Annotated in this window: 29 protein-coding genes; 24 read left to right on the forward strand and 5 right to left on the reverse strand. The window is 64.3% G+C overall.

The features are described 5' to 3' along the window. The first annotated feature begins 1 nt into the window (after window position 1). Both ACI48I_RS05770 and maiA read left to right on the forward strand, forming a co-directional pair. Complete coding sequence (locus ACI48I_RS05770; RefSeq protein ID WP_498573589.1) at window positions 2-1,042, forward strand: fumarylacetoacetate hydrolase family protein; 1,041 nt, start codon at window positions 2-4, stop codon at window positions 1,040-1,042. Further along, on the forward strand, window positions 1,039-1,683 hold the full coding sequence (gene maiA, locus ACI48I_RS05775) for a maleylacetoacetate isomerase (RefSeq protein WP_498573590.1): 645 nt from the start codon (window positions 1,039-1,041) through the stop codon (window positions 1,681-1,683). Before ACI48I_RS05770 ends, maiA begins: the two co-directional genes overlap by 4 nt. 45 nt (window positions 1,684-1,728) lie before the next feature. Here the strand turns inward: maiA and ACI48I_RS05780 are convergent, their stop codons facing one another. Then, on the reverse strand, window positions 1,729-2,175 hold the full coding sequence (locus tag ACI48I_RS05780) for a CBS domain-containing protein (protein ID WP_193684987.1): 447 nt from the start codon (window positions 2,173-2,175) through the stop codon (window positions 1,729-1,731). Window positions 2,176-2,325: 150 nt separating this feature from the next. On the opposite strand from ACI48I_RS05780, the gene ACI48I_RS05785 reads away from it, so the two are divergent. The 12 genes from ACI48I_RS05785 (at window position 2,326) to ACI48I_RS05840 (ending at window position 11,720) form a co-directional block, all read left to right on the forward strand. Then, on the forward strand, window positions 2,326-3,096 hold the full coding sequence (locus ACI48I_RS05785) for a uracil-DNA glycosylase family protein (protein WP_193684988.1): 771 nt from the start codon (window positions 2,326-2,328) through the stop codon (window positions 3,094-3,096). A gap of 293 nt (window positions 3,097-3,389) precedes the next feature. Beyond that, entirely contained in the window at window positions 3,390-3,869 is a 480-nt protein-coding gene (iscR, locus tag ACI48I_RS05790) for a Fe-S cluster assembly transcriptional regulator IscR (protein ID WP_498573591.1), read from the forward strand. Window positions 3,870-3,882: 13 nt separating this feature from the next. Then, entirely contained in the window at window positions 3,883-5,139 is a 1,257-nt protein-coding gene (locus ACI48I_RS05795; protein WP_193684990.1) for an IscS subfamily cysteine desulfurase, read from the forward strand. A 40-nt stretch (window positions 5,140-5,179) separates the two neighbouring features. Then, window positions 5,180-5,566 carry a Fe-S cluster assembly scaffold IscU gene (gene iscU / locus ACI48I_RS05800; RefSeq protein WP_498573592.1) on the forward strand — a complete coding sequence of 129 codons (387 nt, stop codon included), beginning with the start codon at window positions 5,180-5,182 and terminating at the stop codon, window positions 5,564-5,566. A 29-nt stretch (window positions 5,567-5,595) separates the two neighbouring features. Beyond that, window positions 5,596-5,919, forward strand: a complete 324-nt coding sequence (gene iscA, locus ACI48I_RS05805) for an iron-sulfur cluster assembly protein IscA (RefSeq protein ID WP_193684992.1) — start codon at window positions 5,596-5,598, stop codon at window positions 5,917-5,919. Between the two features lie 7 nt (window positions 5,920-5,926). Beyond that, the gene (gene hscB / locus ACI48I_RS05810) at window positions 5,927-6,442 is read left to right on the forward strand and encodes a Fe-S protein assembly co-chaperone HscB (RefSeq protein WP_193684993.1); all 516 of its coding nucleotides are present in this window, start codon (window positions 5,927-5,929) and stop codon (window positions 6,440-6,442) included. 130 nt (window positions 6,443-6,572) lie between these two features. Further along, on the forward strand, window positions 6,573-8,462 hold the full coding sequence (gene hscA / locus ACI48I_RS05815) for a Fe-S protein assembly chaperone HscA (protein ID WP_498573593.1): 1,890 nt from the start codon (window positions 6,573-6,575) through the stop codon (window positions 8,460-8,462). A gap of 45 nt (window positions 8,463-8,507) precedes the next feature. Beyond that, window positions 8,508-8,849: an ISC system 2Fe-2S type ferredoxin gene (gene fdx / locus ACI48I_RS05820; protein ID WP_193684995.1), complete on the forward strand. Its 342-nt coding sequence runs from the start codon at window positions 8,508-8,510 to the stop codon at window positions 8,847-8,849. A 12-nt stretch (window positions 8,850-8,861) separates the two neighbouring features. After that, window positions 8,862-9,056, forward strand: a complete 195-nt coding sequence (iscX, locus tag ACI48I_RS05825) for a Fe-S cluster assembly protein IscX (protein ID WP_498573594.1) — start codon at window positions 8,862-8,864, stop codon at window positions 9,054-9,056. Continuing rightward, window positions 9,043-9,936 (forward strand): class I SAM-dependent methyltransferase, encoded by an 894-nt coding sequence (locus ACI48I_RS05830; RefSeq protein ID WP_498573595.1) that lies wholly within the window; start codon window positions 9,043-9,045, stop codon window positions 9,934-9,936. Before iscX ends, ACI48I_RS05830 begins: the two co-directional genes overlap by 14 nt. A gap of 6 nt (window positions 9,937-9,942) precedes the next feature. After that, complete coding sequence (gene ltaE / locus ACI48I_RS05835; protein WP_498573596.1) at window positions 9,943-10,974, forward strand: low-specificity L-threonine aldolase; 1,032 nt, start codon at window positions 9,943-9,945, stop codon at window positions 10,972-10,974. Further along, the gene (locus ACI48I_RS05840; protein WP_498573597.1) at window positions 10,974-11,720 is read left to right on the forward strand and encodes an rRNA pseudouridine synthase; all 747 of its coding nucleotides are present in this window, start codon (window positions 10,974-10,976) and stop codon (window positions 11,718-11,720) included. The genes ltaE and ACI48I_RS05840 overlap by 1 nt, the downstream gene beginning before the upstream one ends. 134 nt (window positions 11,721-11,854) lie before the next feature. Here ACI48I_RS05840 and ACI48I_RS05845 read toward each other — a convergent pair whose 3' ends face one another. The 4 genes from ACI48I_RS05845 to ACI48I_RS05860 are packed head-to-tail and all read right to left on the reverse strand — an operon-like array spanning window position 11,855 to window position 14,112. After that, window positions 11,855-12,397, reverse strand: a complete 543-nt coding sequence (locus ACI48I_RS05845) for an RDD family protein (protein ID WP_498573598.1) — start codon at window positions 12,395-12,397, stop codon at window positions 11,855-11,857. After that, window positions 12,384-13,139 (reverse strand): DUF3106 domain-containing protein, encoded by a 756-nt coding sequence (locus ACI48I_RS05850; RefSeq protein ID WP_193685001.1) that lies wholly within the window; start codon window positions 13,137-13,139, stop codon window positions 12,384-12,386. Before ACI48I_RS05850 ends, ACI48I_RS05845 begins: the two co-directional genes overlap by 14 nt. After that, window positions 13,136-13,546, reverse strand: a complete 411-nt coding sequence (locus tag ACI48I_RS05855) for a DUF3619 family protein (protein WP_193685002.1) — start codon at window positions 13,544-13,546, stop codon at window positions 13,136-13,138. Before ACI48I_RS05855 ends, ACI48I_RS05850 begins: the two co-directional genes overlap by 4 nt. Continuing rightward, entirely contained in the window at window positions 13,543-14,112 is a 570-nt protein-coding gene (locus ACI48I_RS05860; RefSeq protein ID WP_193685003.1) for an RNA polymerase sigma factor, read from the reverse strand. Before ACI48I_RS05860 ends, ACI48I_RS05855 begins: the two co-directional genes overlap by 4 nt. A gap of 222 nt (window positions 14,113-14,334) precedes the next feature. Between ACI48I_RS05860 and ACI48I_RS05865 the strand changes: the two genes are divergently transcribed. From ACI48I_RS05865 to ACI48I_RS05910, 10 genes are all read left to right on the forward strand, one after another. Further along, the gene (locus ACI48I_RS05865; protein ID WP_498573599.1) at window positions 14,335-15,225 is read left to right on the forward strand and encodes a TauD/TfdA dioxygenase family protein; all 891 of its coding nucleotides are present in this window, start codon (window positions 14,335-14,337) and stop codon (window positions 15,223-15,225) included. A gap of 15 nt (window positions 15,226-15,240) precedes the next feature. Next, complete coding sequence (locus ACI48I_RS05870) at window positions 15,241-16,245, forward strand: ABC transporter substrate-binding protein (RefSeq protein ID WP_498573600.1); 1,005 nt, start codon at window positions 15,241-15,243, stop codon at window positions 16,243-16,245. 1 nt (window position 16,246) lies between these two features. Continuing rightward, window positions 16,247-17,080 carry an ABC transporter ATP-binding protein gene (locus ACI48I_RS05875; protein WP_498573601.1) on the forward strand — a complete coding sequence of 278 codons (834 nt, stop codon included), beginning with the start codon at window positions 16,247-16,249 and terminating at the stop codon, window positions 17,078-17,080. Next, window positions 17,077-17,955 (forward strand): ABC transporter permease, encoded by an 879-nt coding sequence (locus tag ACI48I_RS05880; RefSeq protein ID WP_498573602.1) that lies wholly within the window; start codon window positions 17,077-17,079, stop codon window positions 17,953-17,955. The genes ACI48I_RS05875 and ACI48I_RS05880 overlap by 4 nt, the downstream gene beginning before the upstream one ends. 545 nt (window positions 17,956-18,500) lie before the next feature. Next, window positions 18,501-20,231 (forward strand): acetolactate synthase 3 catalytic subunit, encoded by a 1,731-nt coding sequence (locus ACI48I_RS05885; RefSeq protein ID WP_498573603.1) that lies wholly within the window; start codon window positions 18,501-18,503, stop codon window positions 20,229-20,231. Further along, the gene (gene ilvN, locus ACI48I_RS05890; RefSeq protein WP_193685009.1) at window positions 20,231-20,722 is read left to right on the forward strand and encodes an acetolactate synthase small subunit; all 492 of its coding nucleotides are present in this window, start codon (window positions 20,231-20,233) and stop codon (window positions 20,720-20,722) included. The genes ACI48I_RS05885 and ilvN overlap by 1 nt, the downstream gene beginning before the upstream one ends. A 126-nt stretch (window positions 20,723-20,848) precedes the next feature. After that, a complete protein-coding gene (gene ilvC / locus ACI48I_RS05895; RefSeq protein WP_498573969.1) occupies window positions 20,849-21,880 on the forward strand; it encodes a ketol-acid reductoisomerase in 1,032 nt (343 codons plus the stop codon). 121 nt (window positions 21,881-22,001) lie between these two features. Further along, the gene (locus ACI48I_RS05900) at window positions 22,002-22,769 is read left to right on the forward strand and encodes an SIMPL domain-containing protein (RefSeq protein ID WP_498573604.1); all 768 of its coding nucleotides are present in this window, start codon (window positions 22,002-22,004) and stop codon (window positions 22,767-22,769) included. 144 nt (window positions 22,770-22,913) lie between these two features. Further along, entirely contained in the window at window positions 22,914-23,783 is an 870-nt protein-coding gene (gene pssA, locus ACI48I_RS05905) for a CDP-diacylglycerol--serine O-phosphatidyltransferase (protein ID WP_498573605.1), read from the forward strand. Window positions 23,784-23,841: 58 nt separating this feature from the next. Then, on the forward strand, window positions 23,842-25,386 hold the full coding sequence (locus ACI48I_RS05910) for a 2-isopropylmalate synthase (protein WP_193685013.1): 1,545 nt from the start codon (window positions 23,842-23,844) through the stop codon (window positions 25,384-25,386). Window positions 25,387-25,568 lie beyond the last annotated feature (182 nt).

Raw genomic sequence — 25,568 nt, forward strand, 5'->3', positions numbered from 1 at the left:
CATGAAACTCGCTTCACTCAAGACCGGCGGCCGCGACGGTACGCTGGTCGTCGTCAGCCGTGACCTCGTCACCTGCCAGGCCGTCCCGAAGATCGCGCGCACGCTGCAGGCCGCGCTCGACGACTGGGACGCGGTCGCGCCGCGCCTGCAGGCCGTCTACGACAAGCTCAACAATGGCAGCGCCGACCAGGCCGAATCCTTCATCGAGATGGATTGCCATTCGCCGCTGCCGCGCGCCTACCAGTGGGCCGACGGCTCGGCCTACATCAACCACGTCGAGCTGGTGCGCAAGGCGCGCAATGCCGAGGTGCCGGCCTCGTTCTACACCGACCCGCTGATGTACCAGGGCGGCGGCGACTCCTTCATCGGTCCCTGCGACCCGATCGCCGTGATGAGCGAAGACTGGGGCGTCGACCTGGAAGCGGAAGTGGCGGTCGTCACCGGCGACGTGCCGATGGGCGCGAGCATCGACGAGGCCGCGAAGGCGATCCGCCTCGTCATGCTGGTGAACGACGTTTCGCTGCGCAACCTGATTCCGGGCGAACTGGCAAAGGGTTTTGGTTTTTACCAGTCGAAGCCGGCCAGCGCGTTTTCTCCGGTGGCGGTCACGCCGGACGAGCTGGGCGACGCCTGGCTTGACTCCAAGCTGCACCTGCCGCTGCTGGTCACGGTCAACGACGAGCCCTTCGGCAAGCCGAACGCGGGCGAGGACATGACCTTCAGCTTCGCGCAACTCGTTTCGCATGCGGCCAAGACGCGCGAGCTCGGCGCCGGCAGCATCATCGGTTCCGGCACGGTGTCGAACAAGCAGGGCGGCCTGCATGGCTCGAGCATCGCCAACGGTGGCGTCGGCTACTGCTGCCTGGCCGAACTGCGGATGTACGAAACCATCGAACTCGGCGCCCCGGCGACGCCATTCCTGCGCTTTGGCGACAACGTGCGCATCGAGATGCTGGACCCTGATGGCGCCAGCATTTTCGGCGCCATCGATCACGAGGTGAGGCATTACCACGGCGCGCATTCCCACGAGAGGAAAGAATGAAGCTTTATACCTATTTCCGCAGCTCCGCCGCCTACCGCGTGCGCATCGCCCTGAACCTGAAGGGCCTGAGCTATGACGCGGTGCCCGTGCACCTGCTCAAGGACGGCGGCCAGCAGCGCCAGGAGGAATACCGGCGCATCAATCCGAGCGGCCTGGTGCCGGCTTTCCAGGACGAGCGCATCACGCTGACGCAATCGATGGCGATCGTCGAATACCTCGAGGAGCGCTTCCCGGCCGTGCCCCTGATGCCGCAGGATGCGCCGGGCCGCGCCCGTGTGCGCGAGCTGGCGCAGATCATCGCCTGCGACATCCACCCGCTGAACAACCTGCGCGTCCTGCGCTACCTGGTGCACGAGCTGAAAATCAGCGAAGAGCAGAAGAACGACTGGATCCGCCACTGGATCCGCGAAGGACTGGCCGGCCTCGAATCGCACCTCGCGCGCGACCCGGCCGCCGGTCCCTTCTGCCACGGCAGCGCGCCGACGATCGCCGACTGCTTCCTGGTGCCGCAGGTGTTCAATGCCCAGCGTTTCGAGATCGACATCAGCGTCTACCCGAACATCGCCCGCATCTACGCGCTATGCATCGACCTGCCGGCCTTCGCGGCCGCGCATCCATCCAGGCAGCCGGACGCCGAGTAAGCGGCTGCTCCCGGAGGCGGACGGGAGCGTCCGCCTCGTCCGGTGTCAGTGCCTCGTCGCCGAACGGTCCGGCTCCGACGGCGTCGAGATCTCGTCGAGCGTGCGGTCGACGTCGGCCGAGTGCTTGGTCGCCACGTCGCCCAGCGACACGATGCCGATCACCTGTTGCGACTGCTCGTCGAGCACGGGAATGCGGCGGATCTGCACGTCGCCCATCTGCCCCAGCACCTCGTCGACGCTCTGGCCGGCGGTGCAGGTGCGCACGTCGGTGCTCATCACCTGCTCGACCTTCGTCGAGCCGGGCGCCTGGCCGACGGCCACGGAGCGCACGGTGATGTCGCGGTCGGTGATCATGCCAACCAGCTTGCCGTCATCGAGCACCGGGATGGCACCCACATTCAATTCGTCCATCAGCTGTGCGGCGCGCTGCACGGTCTCCTGCGGCGAAATGGTCTGCACGTCGCGCGTCATGATGTCCTGGATGGTTTGCATGTTCTGTCTCCTTTGTTCGGGTGTTGGTGGATGGGCGATTACTATGCCTCGATTTGCGAAACCGGTACGCCAGCTTGACGTACGGCACCGATGCACCCGCTGCGCATGGGCTGGGCTACAATTTCGCCTCTTTTTCGCAACCGACCAGCCATGAACAGCTCCCCCATCCCCGGCGCCATGATCGACGCGCTCGCCCTTGCCGACGCCTCCTGGCGGCCCCATCTGCTGCGCGGCCTGGAAGCAGTGGCGCAGGCCAATCCCGGCTACCTGCCGGCACTGGCCGCGGACGATTATTTGCCGACCCAGGGGCGTTTGTTCGCCGCGTTTGCCCAGCCCCTGGACCGGGTGCGCTACGTGCTGGTGGGGGAGGGACCGTATCCGCGCGCCGAGAGCGCGACCGGCGTCTGCTTCATGGATGGCGCGGTCGGCGACCTGTGGAGCGAAGCGGGCCTGTCGAAGCCGGTGAACCGGGCGACCTCGCTGCGCAACTTCATGAAGATGCTGCTGGTGGCCGACGGCCGGCTGCAGCTCGAGGACACGGGCGGCGCGGCCATGGCGCCGGTGGCGGCCGCGGCCTTGTCGAACGGCTCGATCCGGACCCTGGCGCAGTTACAGGACAACCTCACGCAGCAGGGATTCCTCTTGCTGAACGCGGCGCTGGTGTTTCGCAAGCACGTCAAGCCGGCGATCGATGCGCGCGCCTGGCTGCCGTTCTTGCAGACCGTGCTGGCGGTGCTGGCCGCGCAGCCCCAGCCCCCGACGCTGGTGCTGTGGGGGAAGATTGCGGAGGAGTTGAGGAAGCTGCCGGAAACCGCAGGCTTGCCGCAGGTGCTGGCGGAGCATCCGTATAACCTGAGCTTTATCGGGCACCAGGGGATGCGGGAATTGTTCGGGCCGATGGGGTTGTTGCGGGCGCGCTGAGAGGCGGTTTCGATTGCGGGCGCGATCGTCCAGAAGTCGCGTATCACCGCGTGGGCAGCGCGGACGGCGCGTCTGTTCGATCGTCAGGGTGGAGCTGCCCACCCTGCGGCAGCATCCAAAAAGCCTCGCTAACCAGGTCCGCCGTTTTTGGGGCCGCCAAGACAAGCCCCCCGGAATTTGCTATACTTGACTAAATCGTTCAACTAATCCGGTCTTTCTGCTTCAGCACCGAAGACCTGGAAAAGTGGATGCGAAATGAACAAGGGCAATATTTTAACATTACCGGGGTTGTGATGCGTCTGACCACCAAAGGCCGTTTTGCTGTCACTGCGATGATCGATCTTGCCCTGCGCCAGGGTACGGGTCCGGTCACGCTGTCGGGCATCAGCCAGCGCCAGGCCATTTCGCTGTCCTACCTCGAGCAGCTGTTCGGCAAGCTGCGCCGCCACGAGATCGTCGAATCGATCCGCGGGCCGGGCGGCGGCTACAGCCTGGCGCGTCCGGCGGAAAAGGTGACGGTGGCCGACATCATCATCGCCGTCGACGAGCCGCTCGACGCCACCCAATGCGGGGGCAAGGAAAACTGCCACGGGTCGGACGCCGCCAGCGGCATCCGCTGCATGACCCACGACCTGTGGACCACGCTGAACGCCAAGATGGTCGACTACCTCGATTCGGTCTCCCTGCAAGACCTGGTCGACCAGCAGAAGCAGAAAGAACAGAACGTCGTGGTGGTGCACCGCACCCCCGCCGCCACCAAAATTGAAGCATGACTGGAGTGAACTGATGAACGCGCCTTTGGACAAAAAAATCGAGCAGAGCTTCGTGACTGCGCCACATTTCCCGGTCTATATGGACTACTCGGCGACGACGCCGATCGACCCGCGCGTGGCGGACAAGATGATCCCCTTCCTGCGCGAGCAGTTCGGTAATCCGGCATCGCGCAGCCACATGTATGGCTGGTCGGCCGAGGCTGCCGTCGAAGAGGCGCGCGGCCACGTCGCCGCCCTGGTCGGCGCCGATCCGCGCGAAATCATCTGGACCTCCGGCGCCACCGAATCGAACAACCTGGCCCTGAAGGGCGCGGCCCAGTTCTACAAGACCAAGGGCAAGCACATCATCACGGTGAAGACCGAGCACAAGGCCGTGCTGGACACCGTGCGCGAGCTCGAGCGCGTCGGTTTCGAAGCCACCTACCTGGAGCCGCAGGACAACGGCCTGATCACCGTCGAGCAGCTGGCCGCGGCGATCCGTCCAGACACGATCCTGGTCTCGGTCATGCTGGTCAATAACGAAATCGGCGTGATCCAGCCGATCGACGAAATCGGCGAACTGTGCCGCTCGAAAGGCATCATCTTCCACTGCGACGCCGCCCAGGCGACCGGCAAGGTGCACATCGACCTGAACAAGACGAAGTGCGACCTGATGACCTTCACCGCCCATAAAACCTATGGTCCGAAGGGCATCGGCGCCCTGTACGTGCGCCGCAAGCCGCGCGTGCGCCTGGAAGCGCAGATGCACGGCGGCGGCCACGAGCGCGGCCTGCGCTCGGGTACCTTGCCGACGCACCAGATTGCCGGCATGGGCGAAGCCTTCCGCATCGCCAAGGAAGAGATGGACAGCGAGATCGTGCGCATCACCGCGCTGCGCGACCGCCTGGCCAAGGGCCTGATGGAGATCGAAGAGGTCTACATCAACGGCGACATGGAACACCGCGTGCCGCATAACCTGAACGTTTCGTTCAACTATGTCGAAGGCGAGTCGCTGATCATGGCGATCAAGGACATCGCCGTGTCGTCCGGTTCGGCCTGCACCTCGGCCAGCCTGGAGCCATCCTACGTGCTGCGCGCCCTGGGACGCAGCGACGAACTGGCGCACAGCTCGATCCGCTTTACCATCGGCCGCTTCACGACCGAAGAAGACATCGATTTCACGATCGAACTGCTGAAATCGAAGGTCGGCAAACTGCGCGAACTGTCGCCCCTGTGGGACATGTTCAAGGACGGGATCGATATCAGCACGATCCAATGGGCAGCCCACTAATCAGTACGGAACGCATTAAGAGAAGATAAGGAGCACTACCATGGCATATTCGGACAAAGTACTCGACCACTACGAGAACCCACGCAACGTCGGCGCCTTCGACAAGGGCGATGACGCCGTCGGTACCGGCATGGTCGGCGCACCGGCCTGCGGCGACGTGATGAAGCTGCAGATCAAGGTCAACGAGCAGGGCCTGATCGAAGACGCGAAGTTCAAGACCTATGGCTGCGGTTCGGCCATCGCTTCGAGCTCGCTGGTGACCGAATGGGTGAAGGGTAAAACCCTGGACCAGGCACTGGCCATCAAGAACACGCAGATCGCCGAAGAACTGGCGCTGCCGCCGGTCAAAATCCACTGCTCGATCCTGGCCGAAGACGCGATCAAAGCCGCTGTCCTCGACTACAAGACCAAGCACGCAACTGCATAATTAGCTAGAACCAAGCTGGAGAGGAACGCATGGCAATCACACTGACCGAAAAAGCGGCGAAGCACATCAACCGCTACATCGAGCGTCGCGGCAAGGGCCTCGGGTTGCGTTTCGGCGTGCGCACCACCGGCTGCTCCGGCCTGGCCTACAAGCTGGAGTACGTCGACGAATCGGCGGCCGAGGACACTGTCTTCGAGTCGTTTGGCGTGAAGGTCTTCGTCGACCCGAAAAGCCTGCCCTACATCGACGGCACCGAACTCGATTTCGCCCGCGAGGGACTGAACGAAGGCTTCCGCTTCAACAACCCGAACGTCAAGGACAATTGCGGTTGCGGCGAGAGCTTCCGGATCTAAGAACCTGATGCAGAACCACTTCGAGCTCTTCGGCCTGCCGGCCCGCTTCGACGTCGACATGGCCGCGCTCGACGCGGCCTACCGCGACGTCCAGGGCCGCGTCCACCCGGACCGTTTCGTGAACGCCACCGATGCGGAAAAACGCGTCGCCATGCAATGGGCCACGCGCGCGAACGAAGCCTATCAAACGCTGAAGAACCCGCAGAAGCGCGCGCACTACCTGTGCGAGCTGAACGGCGTCGACCTGCAGACCGAGTCGAACACGGCGATGCCGATGGCTTTCCTGATGCAGCAGATGGAGTGGCGCGAAGAACTCGGCGACGCGCGCGCGGCGAAGGACGCCGACGCGCTGGACGCCCTGGACAAGCAGGTGCGGATGGAGCGCAAGGCCATGCTGGCCGAGGTCGGCAAGCAGCTCGACGCCGGCGATTTTCCGAAGGCCGCCGAAGGCGTGCGCGCGCTGATGTTCCTCGACAAATTCGGGGACGAAGTACAGTACGCATACGAAGCGATCGAAGGGTAAATCAACGTCGCGGTGTGCCGAAGGGACGTAGGGTGGGCGGGTTTCCCGCCCACGCGTTCAACAGGCGTACGCATTTCGCGATGTTGAGTCCACCGCGCACCACCCAGAACAACAACCAGGTAACACGAACATGGCACTTTTGCAGATCTCCGAACCCGGCATGTCGACCGCGCCGCACCAGCACCGGCTGGCCGTCGGCATCGACCTGGGCACCACCAATTCGCTTGTCGCCACCGTCCGTAGCGGCAGCCCCGAAGTGCTCAGCGACGAGGACGGCCGCTCCCTGCTGCCATCGGTCGTGCGTTACCTCGCCAACGGCAATGCCCATATCGGCCGCAAGGCGCAGGCCCACCGCACCACCGACCCGAAGAACACCATCGTCTCGGTCAAGCGCTTCATGGGCCGCGGCCTGAAGGACATCGCCCACGCCGAGAACCTGCCCTACGACTTCGTCGACGGCGAAGGCATGGTCCAGATCCGTACCGTCGCCGGCGTGAAAAGCCCGGTCGAGACCTCGGCGCAAATCCTGGCGACCCTGCGCCAGCTGGCCGAAGATTCACTCGGTGACGACCTGGTCGGCGCCGTCATCACCGTGCCGGCCTACTTCGACGACGCCCAGCGCCAGGCGACCAAGGACGCGGCCCAGCTGGCCGGCCTGAACGTGCTGCGCCTGCTGTCCGAACCGACCGCCGCCGCCATCGCCTATGGCCTGGACCACGGCTCCGAAGGTGTCTACGCGGTCTACGACCTCGGCGGCGGCACCTTCGACATCTCGATCCTGAAGCTGTCGAAAGGCGTGTTCGAGGTGCTGTCCACCGGCGGCGACTCCGCCCTGGGCGGCGACGATTTCGACCACCGCCTGTTCTGCTGGATCACCGAGCAAGCGAAACTGTCGCCACTGTCGGAAGAAGACACGGCGACCCTGATGGTGAAGGCGCGCCAGGCCAAGGAACTGCTGTCGACCAACGACGAGACGACGGTCGACGCCGTCCTGAACTCGGGCGAACTGGTGCACGTGAACATCACCGCGCAGACCTTCACCGAGATCACGAAACACCTGGTCGCGAAGACCATGAACGCCATCCGCAAGGCCATGCGCGACGCCGGCGTGACGGTCGAAGACGTGGACGGCGTGGTGATGGTCGGCGGCGCCACGCGCATGCCGCACGTGCGCCGTGCCGTATCGGAGTTTTTCCACACCATCCCGCACGCGAACATCGACCCGGACAAGGTCGTGGCCCTGGGCGCCGCGATCCAGGCCAACCTGCTGGCCGGTAACCGCGCCTCAGGCGACGACTGGCTGCTGCTGGACGTGACGCCGCTCTCGCTCGGCATCGAAACCATGGGCGGCCTGGTGGAAAAAATCATCCCGCGCAACTCGACGATTCCCTGCGCCCGCGCGCAGGAGTTCACGACGTTCAAGGATGGCCAGACCGCGCTGGCGGTGCACGTGGTGCAGGGCGAGCGCGAGCTGGTGTCGGACTGCCGCTCGCTGGCGCGCTTCGAGCTGCGCGGCATCCCGCCGATGGCGGCAGGCGCGGCGCGGATTCGCGTAACGTATCAAGTCGATGCCGACGGTTTGCTGTCGGTCGCAGCGCGCGAGACGCGCTCGGGCGTCGAAGCCTCGATTACGGTGAAACCGTCCTATGGCCTGGGCGACGACGAAGTCGCGCGCATGCTGCAGGACTCGTACAGCTCGGCGCAGGTCGACATGCAGATGCGCGCGCTGCGCGAAGAACAGGTCGAGGCCGAGCGCATCCTGCTGGCGACGCAGTCGGCGCTCGATACCGATGCCGACCTGCTGGAAGCGTCCGAGCAGGAAGCGCTGGCGGCCCTGGTGCAGGGCGTGCGCGATGCGGCCGAACGTTCGAACGATGCGGCTGTGGAGCCGGGCGCGCGCCAGAACGCGCTGCACGATGCGGTCCAGGCGCTCGCGCACGGCACCGAGGAATTCGCCGCGCGGCGCATGGACAAGAGCGTGCGCCAGGCGCTGGCAGGCAAGTCGCTGGACGAAGTGTGAACGCACCCGCCCGCGAACGATATAAATAATTAATGAGGTAACAACGTGCCACAAATCGTCATCCTGCCCCACCCGGTCTTCTGCCCCGACGGCGCCGTACTGGAAGCCCCGAGCGGCAAATCCGTCTGCGACGTCATGCTGGAAAACGACATCGAGATCGAACACGCCTGCGACCGCGTCTGCGCCTGCACCACCTGCCACGTGATCGTGCGCGAAGGTTTCGACTCGCTGAACGAGCAGGAAGAAAAAGAAGAAGACATGCTGGACAAGGCCTGGGGCCTGGAACCGAATTCGCGCCTGTCGTGCCAGGCGATCGTGGCCGACGAGGACCTCGTGGTCGAGATCCCGAAGTACACGATCAACCACGCGGCCGAAAAGAACCACTGATCAGGACTAGCCATGAAGTGGAATGATGTGACGGCAATCGCCGAAACACTGGCGGAGAAGTACCCGGACGTCGACCCGAGCACGGTGCGCTTCGTCGACCTGCATAACTGGGTCGTCGAGCTCGAAGGCTTCGACGACGACCGCACGCGCGGCGGCGAGCGGGTGCTGGAAGCCATCCAGGCGGCGTGGATCGATGAAGCGCGCTGACCAGAAACCGGCCACGGCGCCGGAACTTCCACCAGAGGTGCGCCCCGGGCAGTCGATCGAACTGCTCAAGGAACTGCACATCCTCACGCGCGACGCCAAACTGAACCAAGACAGCCGCCGCAAGCTGAAGCAGGTCTACCACCTGATCAACTTCATCGAGCCACTGGTGAAAGATGTACGCGCGGAGAAGGGCGCCGTTTCGCTGGTCGACCATGGCGCCGGCAAGTCCTACCTCGGCTTCATCCTCTACGACCTGTTCTTCAAGGGCCTGGAGGACGCCTCGCACATCTACGGCATCGAGACGCGCGACGAGCTGGTCGCGAAATCGACCGGGCTGGCGGCGCGCCTGGGCTTTGCCAACATGTCCTTCCTGCCGCTGTCGGTGGCGGAATCGACCACGTCGAGCAAGCTCCCTGAGACGATCGACATCGTCACCGCGCTGCATGCCTGTAACACGGCGACCGACGACGCCATCGACTTCGCGCTGAAGAAGAAGGCGAAGCACATGGTGCTGGTGCCGTGCTGCCAGGCCGAAGTGGCTTCGGTCTTGCGCAAGAATAAGGGCCGGGACTTGAAAAGTCCGCTGACCGAAATCTGGCGCCGTCCCATCCACACGCGCGAATTCGGCAGCCAGGTGACCAACGTGCTGCGCTGCCTGCAGCTCGAAGCCCACGGCTACGAAGTGACCGTCACCGAGCTGGTAGGCTGGGAGCACTCGATGAAGAACGAGCTGATCGTGGCGACCTATAAAAACCTGCCGCGCCGCCGTCCGGGCGAGCGCCTGCAGGAAGTGCTGTCCACGCTGGGGCTGGAAGAGATGGGCCAGCGTTTCTATGCATCGCAAGCTGAAGCCGAAGCCAAAGCCGAAATGAACGACTGAGAGACCATGAGCGAAAAAAACACCTGGATCGACCTGCGCAGCGACACCGTCACCCAACCCTCGCAGGCGATGCGCGCTGCGATGGCCGCCGCTGAAGTCGGCGACGACGTCTACGCCGACGACCCGACCGTCAACCGCCTGCAGGACTACGCGGCCGATTTGTTCGGCTACGAAGCCGGCATGTTCGCCCCAAGCGGCACGCAAACGAATCTGATCGCCCTGATGACCCACTGCGGCCGCGGCGACGAATACCTGGTCGGCCAGGAAGCGCACACATATAAATACGAAGGCGGCGGCGCCGCGGTGCTGGGCTCGATCCAGCCGCAGCCGATCGCCAACCAGGCGGACGGCTCGATTCTGCTTTCCGACATCGAGGCCTACATCAAGCCCGACGACATGCACTTCGCGCGCACCCGCCTGCTGGCGCTGGAAAACACGATCGGCGGCCGCGTATTGAAACAGGACTACATCGCGGCCGCGACCTCGCTCGCGCATGCGAAAGGTCTCGCCACCCACCTCGACGGCGCGCGTATCGCCAACGCGGCGGTCAAGCAGAACATCAGCCTGCGCGAGGTGGTGAAGGGTTTCGATACCGTCTCGGTCTGCCTCTCGAAGGGTCTCGGCGCGCCGGTGGGTTCGGTGCTGCTCGGTCCGAAGGCTTTCATCGAACAGGGCAAGCGCTGGCGCAAGATGCTGGGCGGCGGCATGCGCCAGGCCGGCGTGCTGGCCGCCGCGGCGCACCACGCGCTCGAACATAACGTGAAGCGCCTGGCAGAGGACCACGAGCATGCGGCCCTGCTGGCGCAAGGCCTGGCGCAGATCGACGCTTTGAATGTCGGCACCCCGCAAACCAACATCTTCTGGCTGGACATCCCGGCGGCCGCCTGCGCGCCGCTGAGCGCGCATCTGGCGGAGCAAGGCATCCGCGCCTCGATCGGTCCGCGCACGCGCCTGGTGACCCACCTGGACATCTCGCGCGCGGACGTCGACAAGGTCGTCGCTGCCTTTAAAAACTTCTTCCAGAACTGGCGCGCTTGATGAGCAACACGGGGAATGCGGAAGGAATCCGCCTGGCCAAGCGTGTGGCCGAACTGGTGCAATGCTCGCGGGCGGAAGCGGAGCGGTATATCGCCGGCGCCGGTGTGACGGTCGACGGCGTCGTGGTCGAGGACCCGGCCACGCGCGTGCTGCCTTCGCAAAGCGTGGCCGTGCTGCCCGGCGCCAGCGCCGAGGAAGCGCCGCCGGTCACGATCCTGCTGCACAAACCCGAGGGCATGAATGCGGGCGTCGGCATGCGCGGCGCGAATGCACTGGAGTGCCTGACGCCCGAGACGCTGGTCGTCGGCGGCCACGGCCAGCCGCGCTTCCTGAAGCGCCACCTGGCGCGCCTGACGCTGTGCACGCCGCTGGAGACCGATGCGAGCGGGCTGCTGGTCTACTCGCAGGATTTCCGGGTCGTGCGCAAGCTGCTCGACGACGGCGAACGCGTCGAGCACGAGTATGTGGTGGAGGTGTCGGGCGGGATCAGGGAGGGCGGTCTCGCGCTGCTGAACCATGGATTGAGCTTCAACGGCAAGCCGATCAACCCGATGAAGGTCAGCTGGCAAAGCGAGGGGCGCCTGCGCTTCGCCGCCAAGGGCGTGCGGCCCGGCCAGCTCGAGCACATGTGCGCGGCGGTGGGCCTGACCGTGACCGACATCAAGCGCTTGCGGGTGGGGCGGATGTCGATGGGTGGGCTGCCGGCGGGGCAGTGGCGCTATCTGACGGACTACGAACGGTTTTAACGGACTGCTGACGTTTCACCGCGTGGGCTCGAGAGCCCACCCTACGTTACACGGCGGCCAACGGTGCAGTGACAGCGGTGGTGCACCGTAGGGTGGGCTCCCGAGCCCACGCGTTACGGTGCTTCCGAGGCCGCTTACTTCTTCTTTCCCACCTTCGGCAAGGCAATCAAGCGCGTCCCCGCAATCCGGTCATGCAGGAACTGCCGGTCCTTGTCCAGGAAGGCGGTCAGTCCCCACGCCACCAGCCCGAGCACGAGCACCACCGCCCATTCCTTGAACTGGTGCAGGCCGAGCACGCCGCCGACCACCAGCGCCGGCGCAAACCATCCCCAGGCCAGCAGGTAGCGCAGTGCCGCATTTTTAAAAGGCACCTTCGCACAACCCACCTTCACCACCTTGATGCGCCAGGTCTTCATGGCCAGCGTAAAACCGCTGCCGCTCCAGGCGTGGACGAAATACGCCGCCGTCACCAGGAACAGGAACACCATCAAGCCGGCGCGGTAGCCGGGCGACTGGCGGTTGCCGGTGGCGTAAATATAGATGAAGACGGCCAGTGCTTCGACCGCGATCAGGAGAAAGGCTTCGTAGACCATCGCGACGATGCGCCGCCTGACGGTCGGCGTGCCGATCACGGAAGGCGCAGTGACGACCGCATTGACTTCGTTATCCGTTTGCATTCGACGAGGCAGGTGCGGCGGCGGGTTGGGCGGCAGGCGCCGCCGGGGCAGTGGCAGCCGGCGGCGTCACGGGACCGGGTGCGGGCTGGGTGATCGCCGGGGCAGTCGGGATCGAGGCCGGCGCCTCCAGCGACATGCAGGTCGCGCCGCGGCGCGTGGTGCCGGCGGGGCAGGGAGTCGGGGTCACGATCGTGCTGGCCGGCGCCGGCGGGCCGGCGGCGGCCGCGTTCTTGCGCGCCGCTGCCTGCGCCAGGCGCTGTTTCTCGCCGGGCGTGAGCTGCTTGTAGCTTTCCCAGGTGGCGGCCTTGTCGCCGGGCGCCAGTTTGCGCGCCTTGGTGTAGTTTTCGCGTGCGAGGCTGCGCTGTTCCGGGGTGAGGCGCATCCACTGGCGCATGCGCTCGTGCACGCGTGCCTGTTCGGTCGGATTCATCGACGCGAAGCGGCGCGACAGCTCCAGCCATTTCTTCTTGCGCACGCTGTCCATCGCATCCCATTCGGGACGCAGCGGTTCCAGTGCGACCTGCTGGGCTGGCGACAGCTCGCGCCAGAGCGGCTGGCCGAGGGTCGGCGCGCTCCTGGCGGGCGCGCCAGGCGTGCCGGTGGACGTGGCTGCGCTGCGGATGGCGCCAGGGCCGTCGTTTCCTGCGTTATGCCAGACGACCCAGGCCGCGAGACCGGCCAGCACCACCGCCACCGCGGCAATCCAGCCGAGGCGGCGTGGCTTGGAAGGGGGTGTCCTCATTGGCGGCGCTGTTGCGACTCCAGATAGGCATTGAAGCCATGGTCAAGGTAGGCCGTCAGCGGCAGTTCGTCGGCCAGCACGGCGGCGTCGAGCTCGGCCAGTTCGGCGATGCGCTGCTGCTGTTCGTATTGGTACAGCCCGCCCAGGCCGACCACCAGCGCCAGCAGCGGGATGGCCACGCCGAGGCGGCCGAGTCCAGCCCCGGAGAAATGGAAGTCGACATCGAAGAAGCGGCGCGTCTTGCGCTTGTTTGCTTGTACTTCGACCGGCGCATCGGCCTTCTTGCGCGACAGCGCGAGCGCGCGCGCGGCGGCCAGGCGCTCGGTCGTCGAAGCCGGCAGCGCGTCGAGGTTTTCGTTCAGGGCATGGCGCAGCTTGTACGCCAGGTTGATGTCGTCGGTATTCATAATTTTATTCCCTTGGCCCGCAGGGCATCGGCAAGGGTATGCGTAGCGCGAGAACAGTGCGTTTTGACACTGCCCTCCGAGCATCCCATTGCCGCGGCCGTTTCGGCCACGTCCATATCCTGCCAGTAACGCATAAGGAAGGCTTCGCGTTGACGCGCCGGGAGCTTTTGTATCTCCGCTTCGATCAGGTGCAAGGTTTGGGCGCGTTCGACCTGATCCATGCTGGACTCGGCCGCAGCCGTTCCTTCCTCCGCTTCGTACGCATCGAGTATATCAAAGTCCTCATCGTCGTTTCCGCGTCGGCCGAGGCCCGAGAACAGGCTGACCCAGGTGTTACGGACCTTTTCGCGGCGGAAGTAATCGAGGATGGTGGTCTGCAGGATGCGCTGGAACAACATCGGCAATTCGGCGGCCGGCTTGTCGCCGTATTTTTCGGCGAGCTTGATCATCGCGTCCTGCACGATGTCGAGCGCCGCTTCGTCCTTGCGCACCGCGTACACGGCCTGCTTGAACGCCCGCCGTTCGACATTCTCGAGGAAGTCGCCTAGTTCTTTGTCTGTCGCCATGCGCCGAGGAGGGTGATACGCACCGGTACGTAGCTGGTGCTTTATGGAAAACCCACGAATCGTAGCAAAAATTGCTCTTGTATGCACAGTAATTGCTCAGTGTCGTACCAAGGTGGCGCAGCCGGGATTTCAAAAAACGCATGACGATCCTCGAAATGATTCGTTGTCGGGCTGGCAGCGGCTGGCTAACCTGAACCCAACATTGACTCAGCTCAGATCATCATGCCTCTCGATACCCTGCCTCTCGACACCACCTTCCGTCAGGACTTCGACATCCGCCCCCTCAACGCCCCGCTCGGCGCCGAGGTGCTCGGCCTCGACCTCACGCGTCCGCTCAATACCGCCGACCTGGCGCGCGTGCACCGCGCCCATCTCGACCACCACGTACTCGTGTTTCGCGATACCCATATCACCCCGGCCCAGCAGGTGGACTTTTCGCGCCGCTTCGGCGAACTGCAGATCCACGTGCTGCGCCAGTTCCAGCTGCCCACGCAGCCGGAGGTACTGGTCATTTCGAATATCCGCGAGAACGGCGAGCCGATCGGCCTGGGCGATGCCGGCCACTACTGGCATTCCGACCTGTCCTATAAAGCGGTGCCGAGCCTGGGCTCGATGCTGCACGCGCAGGAGCTGCCCGCCGACGGTGGCGACACCCTGTTCGCGAACCAGCACCTGGCCTGGGAGACCTTGCCGGAAGAACTGAAGCGCGAAGTCGAACACCTGCAGGCCGAGCACAGCTACCTGGCGCGCTACGAAGACCTGCGCAAGCTGAACCCATGGCGTCCCGCGCTCACCCAGGCCCAGATCGACGAAGTGGTGCCGGTGCGCCAGCCGGTCGTGCGCACCCATCCGGAAACGGGACGGCGGGCGCTGTTCGTCAGCGAGCATTTCACGACCCGCATCCTCGACATCCCGGAAGCGCGCAGCCGCGAGCTGCTCGACGCGCTGTTCGAGCATTCGACGAAGCCGGAATTCATCTACCGCCATCAGTGGAAGCCGCAGGACATGGTGTTCTGGGACAACCGTTCCCTGCTGCACCTGGCCGCCGGTTGCCCGCCCGAGCAGCGCCGCAAGCTGTACCGCACCACGATCGCGGGCGATGTCCCGTTCTGAACCAGGAGAAAACAATTGAACATTAAAAAAATCGCTGCCGCGCTGGTCGCTGCCTCCCTGGTCGCCGCCGTACCTGCCGCCCACGCCGAGGGCAAGATCCGCATCGCCGAGCAGTTCGGCGTGGTGTACCTGCTGCTGAATGTGGCGCAGGACCAGAAGCTGATCGAAAAGCACGGCAAGAAGCAGGGCGTCGAGATCGACGTCGACTGGGTCAAGCTGTCGGGCGGCGCGGCCGTGAACGATGCGCTGCTGTCGAACTCGGTGGACGTGGTCGGCGCCGGCCTCGGCCCCTTGCTGACGATCTGGGACCGTACGAACGGCAAGCAGAACGTGCGCGCCGTCGCCTCGCTCGGCAATTTCCCCTATTACCTGATCAGCACGAACCCGGCCGTGAAAACGATCGCCGACTTCGGGCCGAAGGACCGCATCGCGCTGCCCGCCGTCACCGTCTCGGTACAGGCGCGCCTGCTGCAGCTGGCGGCCAGCAAGCAATGGGGCCAGGCCCAGTACAAGAAACTCGATCCGCTGACGCAAGCCGTGCCGCATCCGGACGCGGCCGCCGCCGTGATCGCCGGCGGCACCGAAATCAACGCCCACTTCGCCAATCCGCCGTTCCAGGAGCAGGAGCTGGCCGGCAATCCGAAGGCGAAGATCGTGCTCGATTCCTACCAGGTGCTGGGTGGGCCGGCCTCGTCGACCGTGCTCTACGCCACTGAAAAATATGTGAAGGAAAACCCGAAAACCTACCGCGCCTTCCTCGACGCCCTGGTGGAGGCGGCGCAACTGGCCTCGACCAATCCGGAAGCGGTGGCCGACGCCTACCTGCGCGTGAACAAGGGCAGTATCGACCGCGCCTTGCTGGTGAAAGTGATCAAGGATCCGAAGGTGCAGTTCAAGGTGGCGCCGCAAAATACGCTGGGCCTGGCCCAGTTCCTGCACCAGGTGGGTGCGATCAAGAAGAAGCCGGAGAGCTGGCGCGATTACTTCTTCGAGCATCCGGCGCTCGCCTCGGGAAGCTGAGATGAAAACACCTCCTTTGCAGGTCGTGCCGCCGACAGCTCCCTTGCTGCGCGCCGAGCACGTGACGCTCGAATACACGGGTAACCGGGGCGTCGTGCGCGCCACCGAGGATGTCAGCTTCGACGTCCACCGCGGCGACCGCTTCGTCCTGCTCGGGCCTTCGGGCTGCGGCAAGTCGACGCTGCTGAAAGCGGTGGGCGGCTTCATCACGCCGCGCGCGGGCAGCCTGCGTCTGGCCGGCAAGCCGATCACCGGACCGGGACCGGACCGCATCGTCGTGTTCCAGGAATTCGACCAGTTGCCGCCCTGGAAGACAGTCGAGAACAATGTCATGTTCCCGCTGCTGGCCGGCGGCATGAAGAAGGCGGAAGCACGCGAGCGCGCCCGCCACTGGCTGGGCAAGGTCGGCCTGGCGCGCTTCGCCGAGGCGTATCCGCATACCCTGTCGGGCGGGATGAAGGCGCGGGTCGCGATCGCGCGCGCATTGGCCATGCAGCCGGACATCTTGCTGATGGACGAGCCCTTCGCCGCGCTCGACGCACTCACCCGGCGCACCATGCAGGAACAGCTGCAAACCCTGTGGGAAGAAATCGGTTTCACGATGCTGTTCGTGACCCACTCGATCGAGGAAGCGCTGGTCGTGGGCAACCGCATCCTGCTGCTGAGCCCCCATCCTGGCCGCGTACGCGCTGAACTCAACAGCCACCAGTTCGACCTCGGCAGCGCAGGCAGCGCGGAGTTCCAGGCGGCGAACGAACGCATTCACCGTCTCCTCTTTGGCGAAACCCCAGTGCGTGTGGCGCCGGCTCACCAGGCCCTGGCGGTGCATTCATGAACGCGCTCAAGCATCCGCCGATTCGCCCGGAATACGAACTGGCGCTGGCCGTGCCTGCCGGTCCTGTCCCTCAACAGCAGCAGTCTGCGGCAGCGTTCGCGCCGCTGGCCAATCTTGCCTGGCTGCGCAAGGCCGGCATCCTGCTGGTGCTGGCCGCGATCTGGGAAGCAGTGGCGCGCTGGTACGGCAACGACCTGCTGCTGCCGACCGCCCTGCAGACGGGGCGGGCGCTGGTCGACGGCCTGGCATCGGGCGAGCTGGTCGGCTATATCGGCGTCTCGTTCGCCACACTCACCCAGGGCTATTTGATGGGCATCGCGGGCGCTTTCCTGCTGACCTGGCTGGCGGTGTCGAACCGGCTCGGGCGCGAACTGATCGAGACGCTGACCTCGATGTTCAATCCGCTGCCGGCGATCGCCTTGCTGCCGCTGGCGCTGCTGTGGTTCGGCCTGGGCAAAGGCAGCCTGATCATGGTGCTGATGCATTCGGTGCTGTGGCCGCTGACCCTGAACGCCTGCGCGGGCTTTCGCGCGGTGCCGGAGACGCTGCGCATGGCGGGGCGTAATTACGGGCTTGGTGGCTTGCGGCTGGTGCTGCAGATCCTAATTCCGGCGGCGCTGCCGGCGATTCTGTCGGGACTGAAGATTGGCTGGGCGTTTGCATGGCGTACGCTGATTGCGGCGGAGCTGGTGTTTGGCACCACGTCGGGGCAGGGTGGGTTGGGGTGGTTCATTTTCCAGAGCCGGAACGAGCTGTTCACCGATAAGGTGTTTGCCGGGTTGGCGGCGGTGATCATTATCGGCTTGGCGGTGGAGCATGTTGTGTTTCAGACGCTGGAGCGGGTGACCGTGCGGCGGTGGGGGATGGAGCGCTAACGAGTGCATAAGTACGGCCGCGTGGGCTCAAGAGCCCACCCTACGGTGCACCGCCTTTCGTAGGGTGGGCACTCGTGCCCACGCGGTTCATTATCCGCACATCCGCACAATGAAACTCATCATTGCACCGCAAAATACGTACTAACCCCTACGCCCCGCTGCGCACCAAAACCATGCATCTGACCTTTTCTATTTTTTATCTTGACCAAAATGGTGCAACGCAGTAAGGTGTTCCTCACGCTTTGCATCCCCAAAGCTTCACCGTCAGTCTGACCGGCACACAAGGCCTGGAACAGCATGACACGCTTTCATTTGTAGGCAGTTTGCTCCAACCCGTGCCACAAGCGCGAGAGATGCGTCGAGCCGCTACAGACACTCAGCCAAACGAGTTGCGCCCAGCGCCGTTCCAAAGGGTATCGATTGATATCCGGGAGTTCGACGTGACCGCAGAAAGAAGGGAAGCTGAAGGCGCTGTGGGGCAAATCGCACCTCGTTAGGAAAGAGCATCCGATCAATCTCCCTCTGGGTTTTGAAAGGAATGGTTCATGAATAACGAAACATCAGTCCCCATCACGGGCGCTGAAATAGTCGTCCGTTGCCTGGCCGAGGAAGGCGTGAAACACGTCTTTGGCTATCCTGGCGGCGCAGTGCTGTACATCTACGACGCCATCTTCCAGCAAGACAAATTCCAGCACGTCCTGGTGCGCCACGAGCAGGCAGCCGTCCATGCGGCCGACGCCTATTCGCGCAGCTCGAACACGGTCGGCGTCGCCATCGTCACCTCCGGTCCGGGCGTCACCAATGCCGTCACCGGCCTCTCCACCGCCTACATGGATTCGATTCCGATGGTGGTGATCAGCGGCCAGGTGCCGAGCCATGCGATCGGCCAGGATGCGTTCCAGGAATGCGACACCGTCGGCATCACCCGCCCCGTGGTCAAGCACAATTTCCTGGTCAAGGACGTCAAGGAACTGGCGACCACCATCAAGAAGGCCTTCTTCATTGCCCGTACCGGCCGTCCCGGCCCCGTGCTGGTCGATATCCCGAAGGACATCAGCATGCACAAGTGCATGTTCGAGTATCCGCGCGAAATCGAGATGCGCTCGTACAAACCGGTGGACAAGGGCCACACGGGCCAGATCCGCAAGGCCGTCCAGCTGCTGCAAAGCGCCGAACGCCCGATGATCTATGCCGGCGGCGGCGTCATTCTCGCGAATGCCTCGCAGGAGCTGAACCGCCTGGTCGACAAGCTCGGCGCCCCGGTGACCAACACGCTGATGGGCCTGGGCGGTTCGCGCGCGAGCGACGAGCGTTTTGTGGGCATGCCGGGCATGCACGGCACCTATGAAGCGAACATGGCGATGCAGCATTGCGACGTCCTGATCGCGATCGGCGCCCGCTTCGACGACCGCGTGATCGGCAACCCGAAGCACTTCGCCAGCCATCCGCGCAAGATCATCCACATCGACATCGACCCGTCTTCGATCTCGAAGCGGGTGAAGGTCGACATCCCGATCGTCGGCAACGTCAAGGAAGTGCTGACCGAATTCCTGGCCCAGCTCGATGCCGCAGGCGCTGCCCGCGCCAATCCGGAACCGCTGCGCGCCTGGTGGAAGCAGATCGACGAGTGGCGCGGCCGCGATTGCCTGAAGTACGAGAGCTCGGACCTCGTCATCAAGCCGCAATCGGTCATCGAGCAGCTGTGGCAAGTGACGAAAGGCGACGCCTTCATCACCTCCGACGTCGGCCAGCACCAGATGTGGGCCGCCCAGTACTACCCCTTCGACAAGCCGCGCCGCTGGATCAATTCCGGCGGTCTCGGCACGATGGGTGTCGGCTTGCCGTACGCGATGGGCGTGCAGATGGCGAACCCGGATGCGACGGTCGCCTGCGTCACCGGCGAAGGCTCGATCCAGATGTGCATCCAGGAGCTTGCCACCTGCAAGCAATACCACCTGACGCCGAAGATCATCCTCCTGAACAACCGCTTCCTGGGCATGGTGCGCCAGTGGCAGCAGATCGACTACGGTTCGCGCTATTCCGAGTCCTATATGGATTCGCTGCCGGACTTCGAGAAGCTGGCCGAGGCCTATGGCCACGTCGGCATGCGCATCGAGAAGCCCTCCGATGTCGAGGGCTCGCTGAAGGAGGCCTTCGCAATGAAGGACCGCCTCGTGTTCATGAACTTCATCACCGACCAGAGCGAGAACGTCTGGCCGATGGTCAAGGCCGGCAAGGGCCTGTCTGAAATGCTGCTCGGATCGGAGGACCTGTAATGAGACACATCATCTCGGTTCTCCTGGAGAACGAAGCCGGCGCCCTGTCGCGCGTGGTGGGCCTGTTTTCGGCCCGCGGCTACAACATCGAAACCCTGACCGTGGCGCCGACCGAAGACGCGACCCTGTCGCGCATGACGATCGTGACTTCCGGCTCGGACGACATCATCGAGCAGATCACCAAGCACCTGAACCGCCTGATCGAGGTCGTGAAAGTGGTCGACCTGACCGAAGGCCAGCACATCGAGCGCGAGCTCATGCTGATCAAGGTGAGGGCGGTCGGCAAGGAGCGCGAGGAAATCAAGCGCACCGCCGACATCTTCCGCGGCCGCGTCATCGACGTGACCGAGAAGAGCTACACGATCGAACTGACCGGCGCCAAGAGCAAGCTCGACGCCTTCATCGATTCGATCGACCGCACCTCCATCCTCGAGACCGTCCGTACCGGCGGCTCCGGCATCGGCCGCGGCGAGAGAATATTGAAGGTCTGATCGGGGCTCCGCCCCGATCACCTGACTTCGTAGGGTGGGCACTTGTGCCCACGCGGGAACGCCGAGCAGCCTATAGCCGCCCAAATGAACAGCCACTAGCGTGGCAAAACCAAACAACTCCAAAACATACAGGACAAGACCATGAAAGTTTTCTACGACAAAGACTGCGACCTCTCCCTCATCAAAGGCAAGAACGTCGCCATCATCGGCTACGGCTCGCAGGGACACGCGCACGCCCAGAACCTGTCCGAATCGGGCGTCAACGTCACCGTCGGCCTGCGCCGCGGCGGCGCGTCCTGGAACAAGGTCGAGCAGGCCGGCCTGAAGGTCGCCGAAGTCGATGAAGCGGTCAAGAACGCAGACATCATCATGATCCTGCTGCCGGACGAGAACATCGCCCAGGTCTACAAGGAAAACGTCGAGCCGAACGCGAAGCAGGGCGCCGTCCTGGCCTTTGCCCACGGCTTCAATGTCCACTACGGCCAGGTCGTGCCGCGCGCCGACCTCGACGTCATCATGATCGCGCCGAAAGCACCTGGCCACACCGTGCGCGGCACCTACCGCCAGGGCGGCGGCGTGCCGCACCTGATCGCCGTCTACCAGGATAAATCCGGCGCCGCGCGCGACGTCGCGCTGTCCTACGCCATGGCCAACGGCGGCGGCCGTGCCGGCATCATCGAGACCAACTTCCGCGAAGAGACCGAGACCGACCTGTTCGGCGAACAGGCAGTGCTGTGCGGCGGCGCCGTCGAACTGATCAAGGCCGGTTTCGAGACCCTGGTCGAAGCGGGCTATGCGCCTGAAATGGCCTATTTCGAGTGCCTGCACGAGCTCAAGCTGATCGTCGACCTGATCTATGAAGGCGGCATCGCCAACATGAACTACTCGATCTCGAACAACGCCGAGTACGGCGAGTACGTGACCGGCCCGAAGGTCGTGACCTCGGCCACGAAAGAGGCGATGCGCCAGTGCCTGAAGGACATCCAGACCGGCGAGTACGCGAAGAGCTTCATCCTCGAGAACAAGGCCGGTGCCCCGACCCTGATCTCGCGGCGCCGCCTGACGGCCGAGCACCAGATCGAGGAAGTCGGCGCCAAGCTGCGCGCGATGATGCCGTGGATCGCGAAAAACAAGCTCGTCGACCAGTCGAAGAACTGATGCGGTAAGGGACAGGTTTCGTCACCGGGCGATCTGAAGTGCAACTTTCCATTACAAAATCACGATGGATGGAAGCACGGCGGTATCGTATAAGTAGGCCCCTACTTAAACCGGAGAAACCATGTCCCTGCCAAAACTGATCCTCGTCGCCGGCCTCGTGCTGGCAGCCCACGCCGGCGCGCAAACGCTGCCGGCGCCCGCATCGTCACCATCCACCGCGGGCACGATGGTCATCGTGCCGGCCAACGGCGAAGTGCGCCACGCGAACGACCAGGCAACGGTCGTTTTCGCCGTCGAGGAATTCGACAAGGACAAGGCTGCGGCCGCGTCGCGCGTGAACCGCAAGATGAAGGAAGGCACCGAGATCGTGCGCCGTGCCGATCCGAAGGCGGAACTCAAAACGCAAGGCTATTACACCTATCCGGTCTACCCCGAGCCGCCGGTGCCGATGCCGGCGAGCCGTACGCCCGTGAAGCCGGTGCCGAGCGGCTGGCGCGTCGGGCAGTACCTGGAGGTGAAGACGACGAATCTGGCCGAGCTGCCGAAGACGGCGGCCGCGGCGCAGAAGGTGTTACAGATTAACGGCATCAACTTCGGCCTGGCCCCGGCAACCGAGAAGATGCTGGACGACCAGCGGATCGCCGCGACTTACCGCAACCTGAACGAGCGCATCGTCTCGATTGCGCGCGCGATGGGACGCCAGCCGGCCGATGCGGTGCTCGATACGGTCGACTTCGAAGGAACCGGAAATTATGGCGGGGACCGCAGCGAGAAAATGATGATGCGCGCCGCGGCGCCCGCTTCGGCGGATGCGGCGGCCGAACCAAGTTTTGAACCAGGAGAAACGACGCTGCAGATGCGTCTGGTAGGCAAGGTGAAGTTCAAATAAAGGGAATCCGAAATAAGCCTCCCGGTAAACCGAGGTGTTTGCCGTTATGGATTCCAATAGTATCCGTTCGCTAACATGCCGTTCCCGCCCCTATAATGGTGGAAACGGCGCCAGCGAGCGCGATCACCTTGAATACGGAACTTTATGCCAGCCTTTCCACGACGTAAGAAAAATGGAACAGCGCCCCGCGCGCCACGATTTTCCCGCCTGAAGCGCTTCGGCCGGCGGGCGGAAGACAAGGGCGCCCCCCGCGGGCGCGGCATTTATTTATTGCCGAACGCCTTTACGACCGGCGCGCTGTTCTGCGGTTTCTACGCGATCGTGATGGCGATGAACCAGCGCTTCGAGCACGCCTGCTGGGCCGTGTTCATCGCGATGGTGCTGGACGGGCTGGACGGGCGCATTGCGCGCCTGACGAATACGCAGTCGGAATTCGGGGCGCAGTACGACAGTCTGTCGGACATGGTGTCCTTCGGCGCGGCGCCGGCGCTCGTGATCTACGAGTACGCGCTGCGCGGTTTGGGCAAGCTGGGCTGGATCGCCGCCTTCGTGTACTGCGCCGGCGCGGCGCTGCGCCTGGCGCGCTTCAACACGAACATCGAGGTGGTGGACAAGCGCTTCTTCCAGGGCTTGCCCAGCCCGGCGGCGGCGGCGCTGGTGGTCGGTTTCATCATGATGATGAGCGACCCGGACATCAACATCAGCGCGCGCCAGGTCGACTGGGTGAGCTGGTGCATCGCGGTCTTCGCCGGCCTGACGATGGTGTCGAATGTGCCGTTTTACAGTTTCAAGGACGTGAACTTCCGCAAGTCGGTTCCGTTCATCGTGGTGTTCCTGATCGCCCTGGGCCTGGCCCTGGTGGCGATCGCCCCGGCCGTCGTGCTGTGGCCGATTTTTGTAGTGTACGGTTTGTCGGGCTATGTGGTGTTCGCGATCCAGCGCGCCAAGGGCAAGCGGGTCAGCATCATCCCGACCGACGATCCGATCGAGAACGATAAAGTCGAGCGCCGCTAGGGTCCCACCGAGGGGTCCGGCCGGCGCTCGTTGATCAACAAGCGCATTGGAGCTCCTCATGTTTGACCCGAACCGCCTCATCATTTTCGACACGACCCTGCGCGACGGCGAGCAATCGCCGGGCGCCTCGATGACCAAGGACGAAAAAGTCCGCATCGCGCGCCAGCTCGAACGCCTGCGGGTGGATGTCATCGAAGCCGGCTTCGCGGCCGCCTCGCCGGGCGACTTCGAGGCCATCCGCGCGATTGCCAGCGTGGTGCGCGAGTCGACCATCTGCTCGCTCTCGCGCGCCAACGACCGCGACATCGCGCGCGCCGCCGAAGCGCTGATGCCCGCCGAGCGCAAGCGCATCCACACCTTCCTCGCCACCTCGCCGCTGCACATGAAGGTGAAGCTGCGCATGGAGCCGGAACAGGTGCTGGAGCAGGCGAAACTCGCCGTACGCTTCGCCCGCAACCACACCGACGACATCGAATTCTCCCCGGAAGACGGCAGCCGTTCGGACGAGGACTTCCTGTGCCGCGTGCTGGAAGCCGTGATCGCCGAAGGCGCGACCACCATCAACTTCCCGGATACCGTCGGCTATGCCACGCCCGAAGTCTACGGCGAAACCATCCGCCGCCTGCGCGAACGGGTGCCCAATTCCGACAAGGCCATCTGGTCGGTGCACTGCCATAACGACCTGGGGCTGGCGGTGGCCAACTCGCTGGCCGGTGTCGCCATCGGCGGCGCGCGCCAGATCGAATGCACGATCAACGGCCTCGGCGAACGCGCCGGCAACACGGCCTTGGAGGAAGTCGTCATGGCGCTGCGCACCCGCGCCGACTACTACAAGCTTACCCTCGGCATCGACACCACGCAGATCGTGCCGGCCTCGAAAATGGTTTCGCAGATCACCGGCTTCGCAGTGCAGCCGAACAAGGCCGTGGTCGGCGCCAACGCCTTTGCCCACGCCTCCGGCATCCACCAGGACGGCATCCTGAAGGCGCGCGAAACCTACGAGATCATGCGCGCCGAAGACGTCGGCTGGCATGCGAATAAAATCGTGCTCGGTAAACTCTCGGGCCGCAACGCATTCAAGGCGCGCCTGCAGGAACTGGGCATCGAGCTCGAATCGGAAGCCGAAGTCAACGCCGCCTTCGCCCGCTTCAAGGAGCTCGCCGACCGCAAGAGCGAGATCTTCGACGAGGACATCATGGCCCTGGTCTCGGCCGAGGACCACGCGCAGGAAGGCGAGTACTTCCGCTTCGTCTCGCTGTCGCAGCGCTCCGAGACCGGAGAACTGCCGCATGCGCGCGTCGTGTTCCAGATCGACGGCAAGGAATTTGCCTGCGAAGGTTCGGGCGACGGGCCGGTCGACGCCACCGTGAACGCCATCGAGAGCGAGGCCAAGACCGGCGCGGATTTGATCCTGTTCTCGATCAACGCGATCAGCGGCGGCACCCAGTCCCAGGGCGAGGTGACGATGCGGCTCTCGCGCCAGGGGCGGATCGTGAACGGCGTGGGCGCGGACCCGGACATCGTCGTGGCCTCGGCCAAGGCGTATCTGTCGGGCTTGAACAAGCTGCACTCGAAGGTGGAAAAGGCGCACCCGCAGCTTTGATGCGGCGGTCGCGGGGCTGTTGGCTGCGCCGCTATCGGTTTGCATGATCCGCGTGGGCATGAGTGCCCACCCTACGGTCGACGACAGCAGTCTCGTAGGGTGGGCATTCCATGCCCACGCGGATTCAACATACCCCTGACGCACAGGCAACAGCCCCACGCGATCGGCAAGGAAGCCTTCAG

Source organism: Massilia sp. LXY-5 (assembly GCF_059801075.1).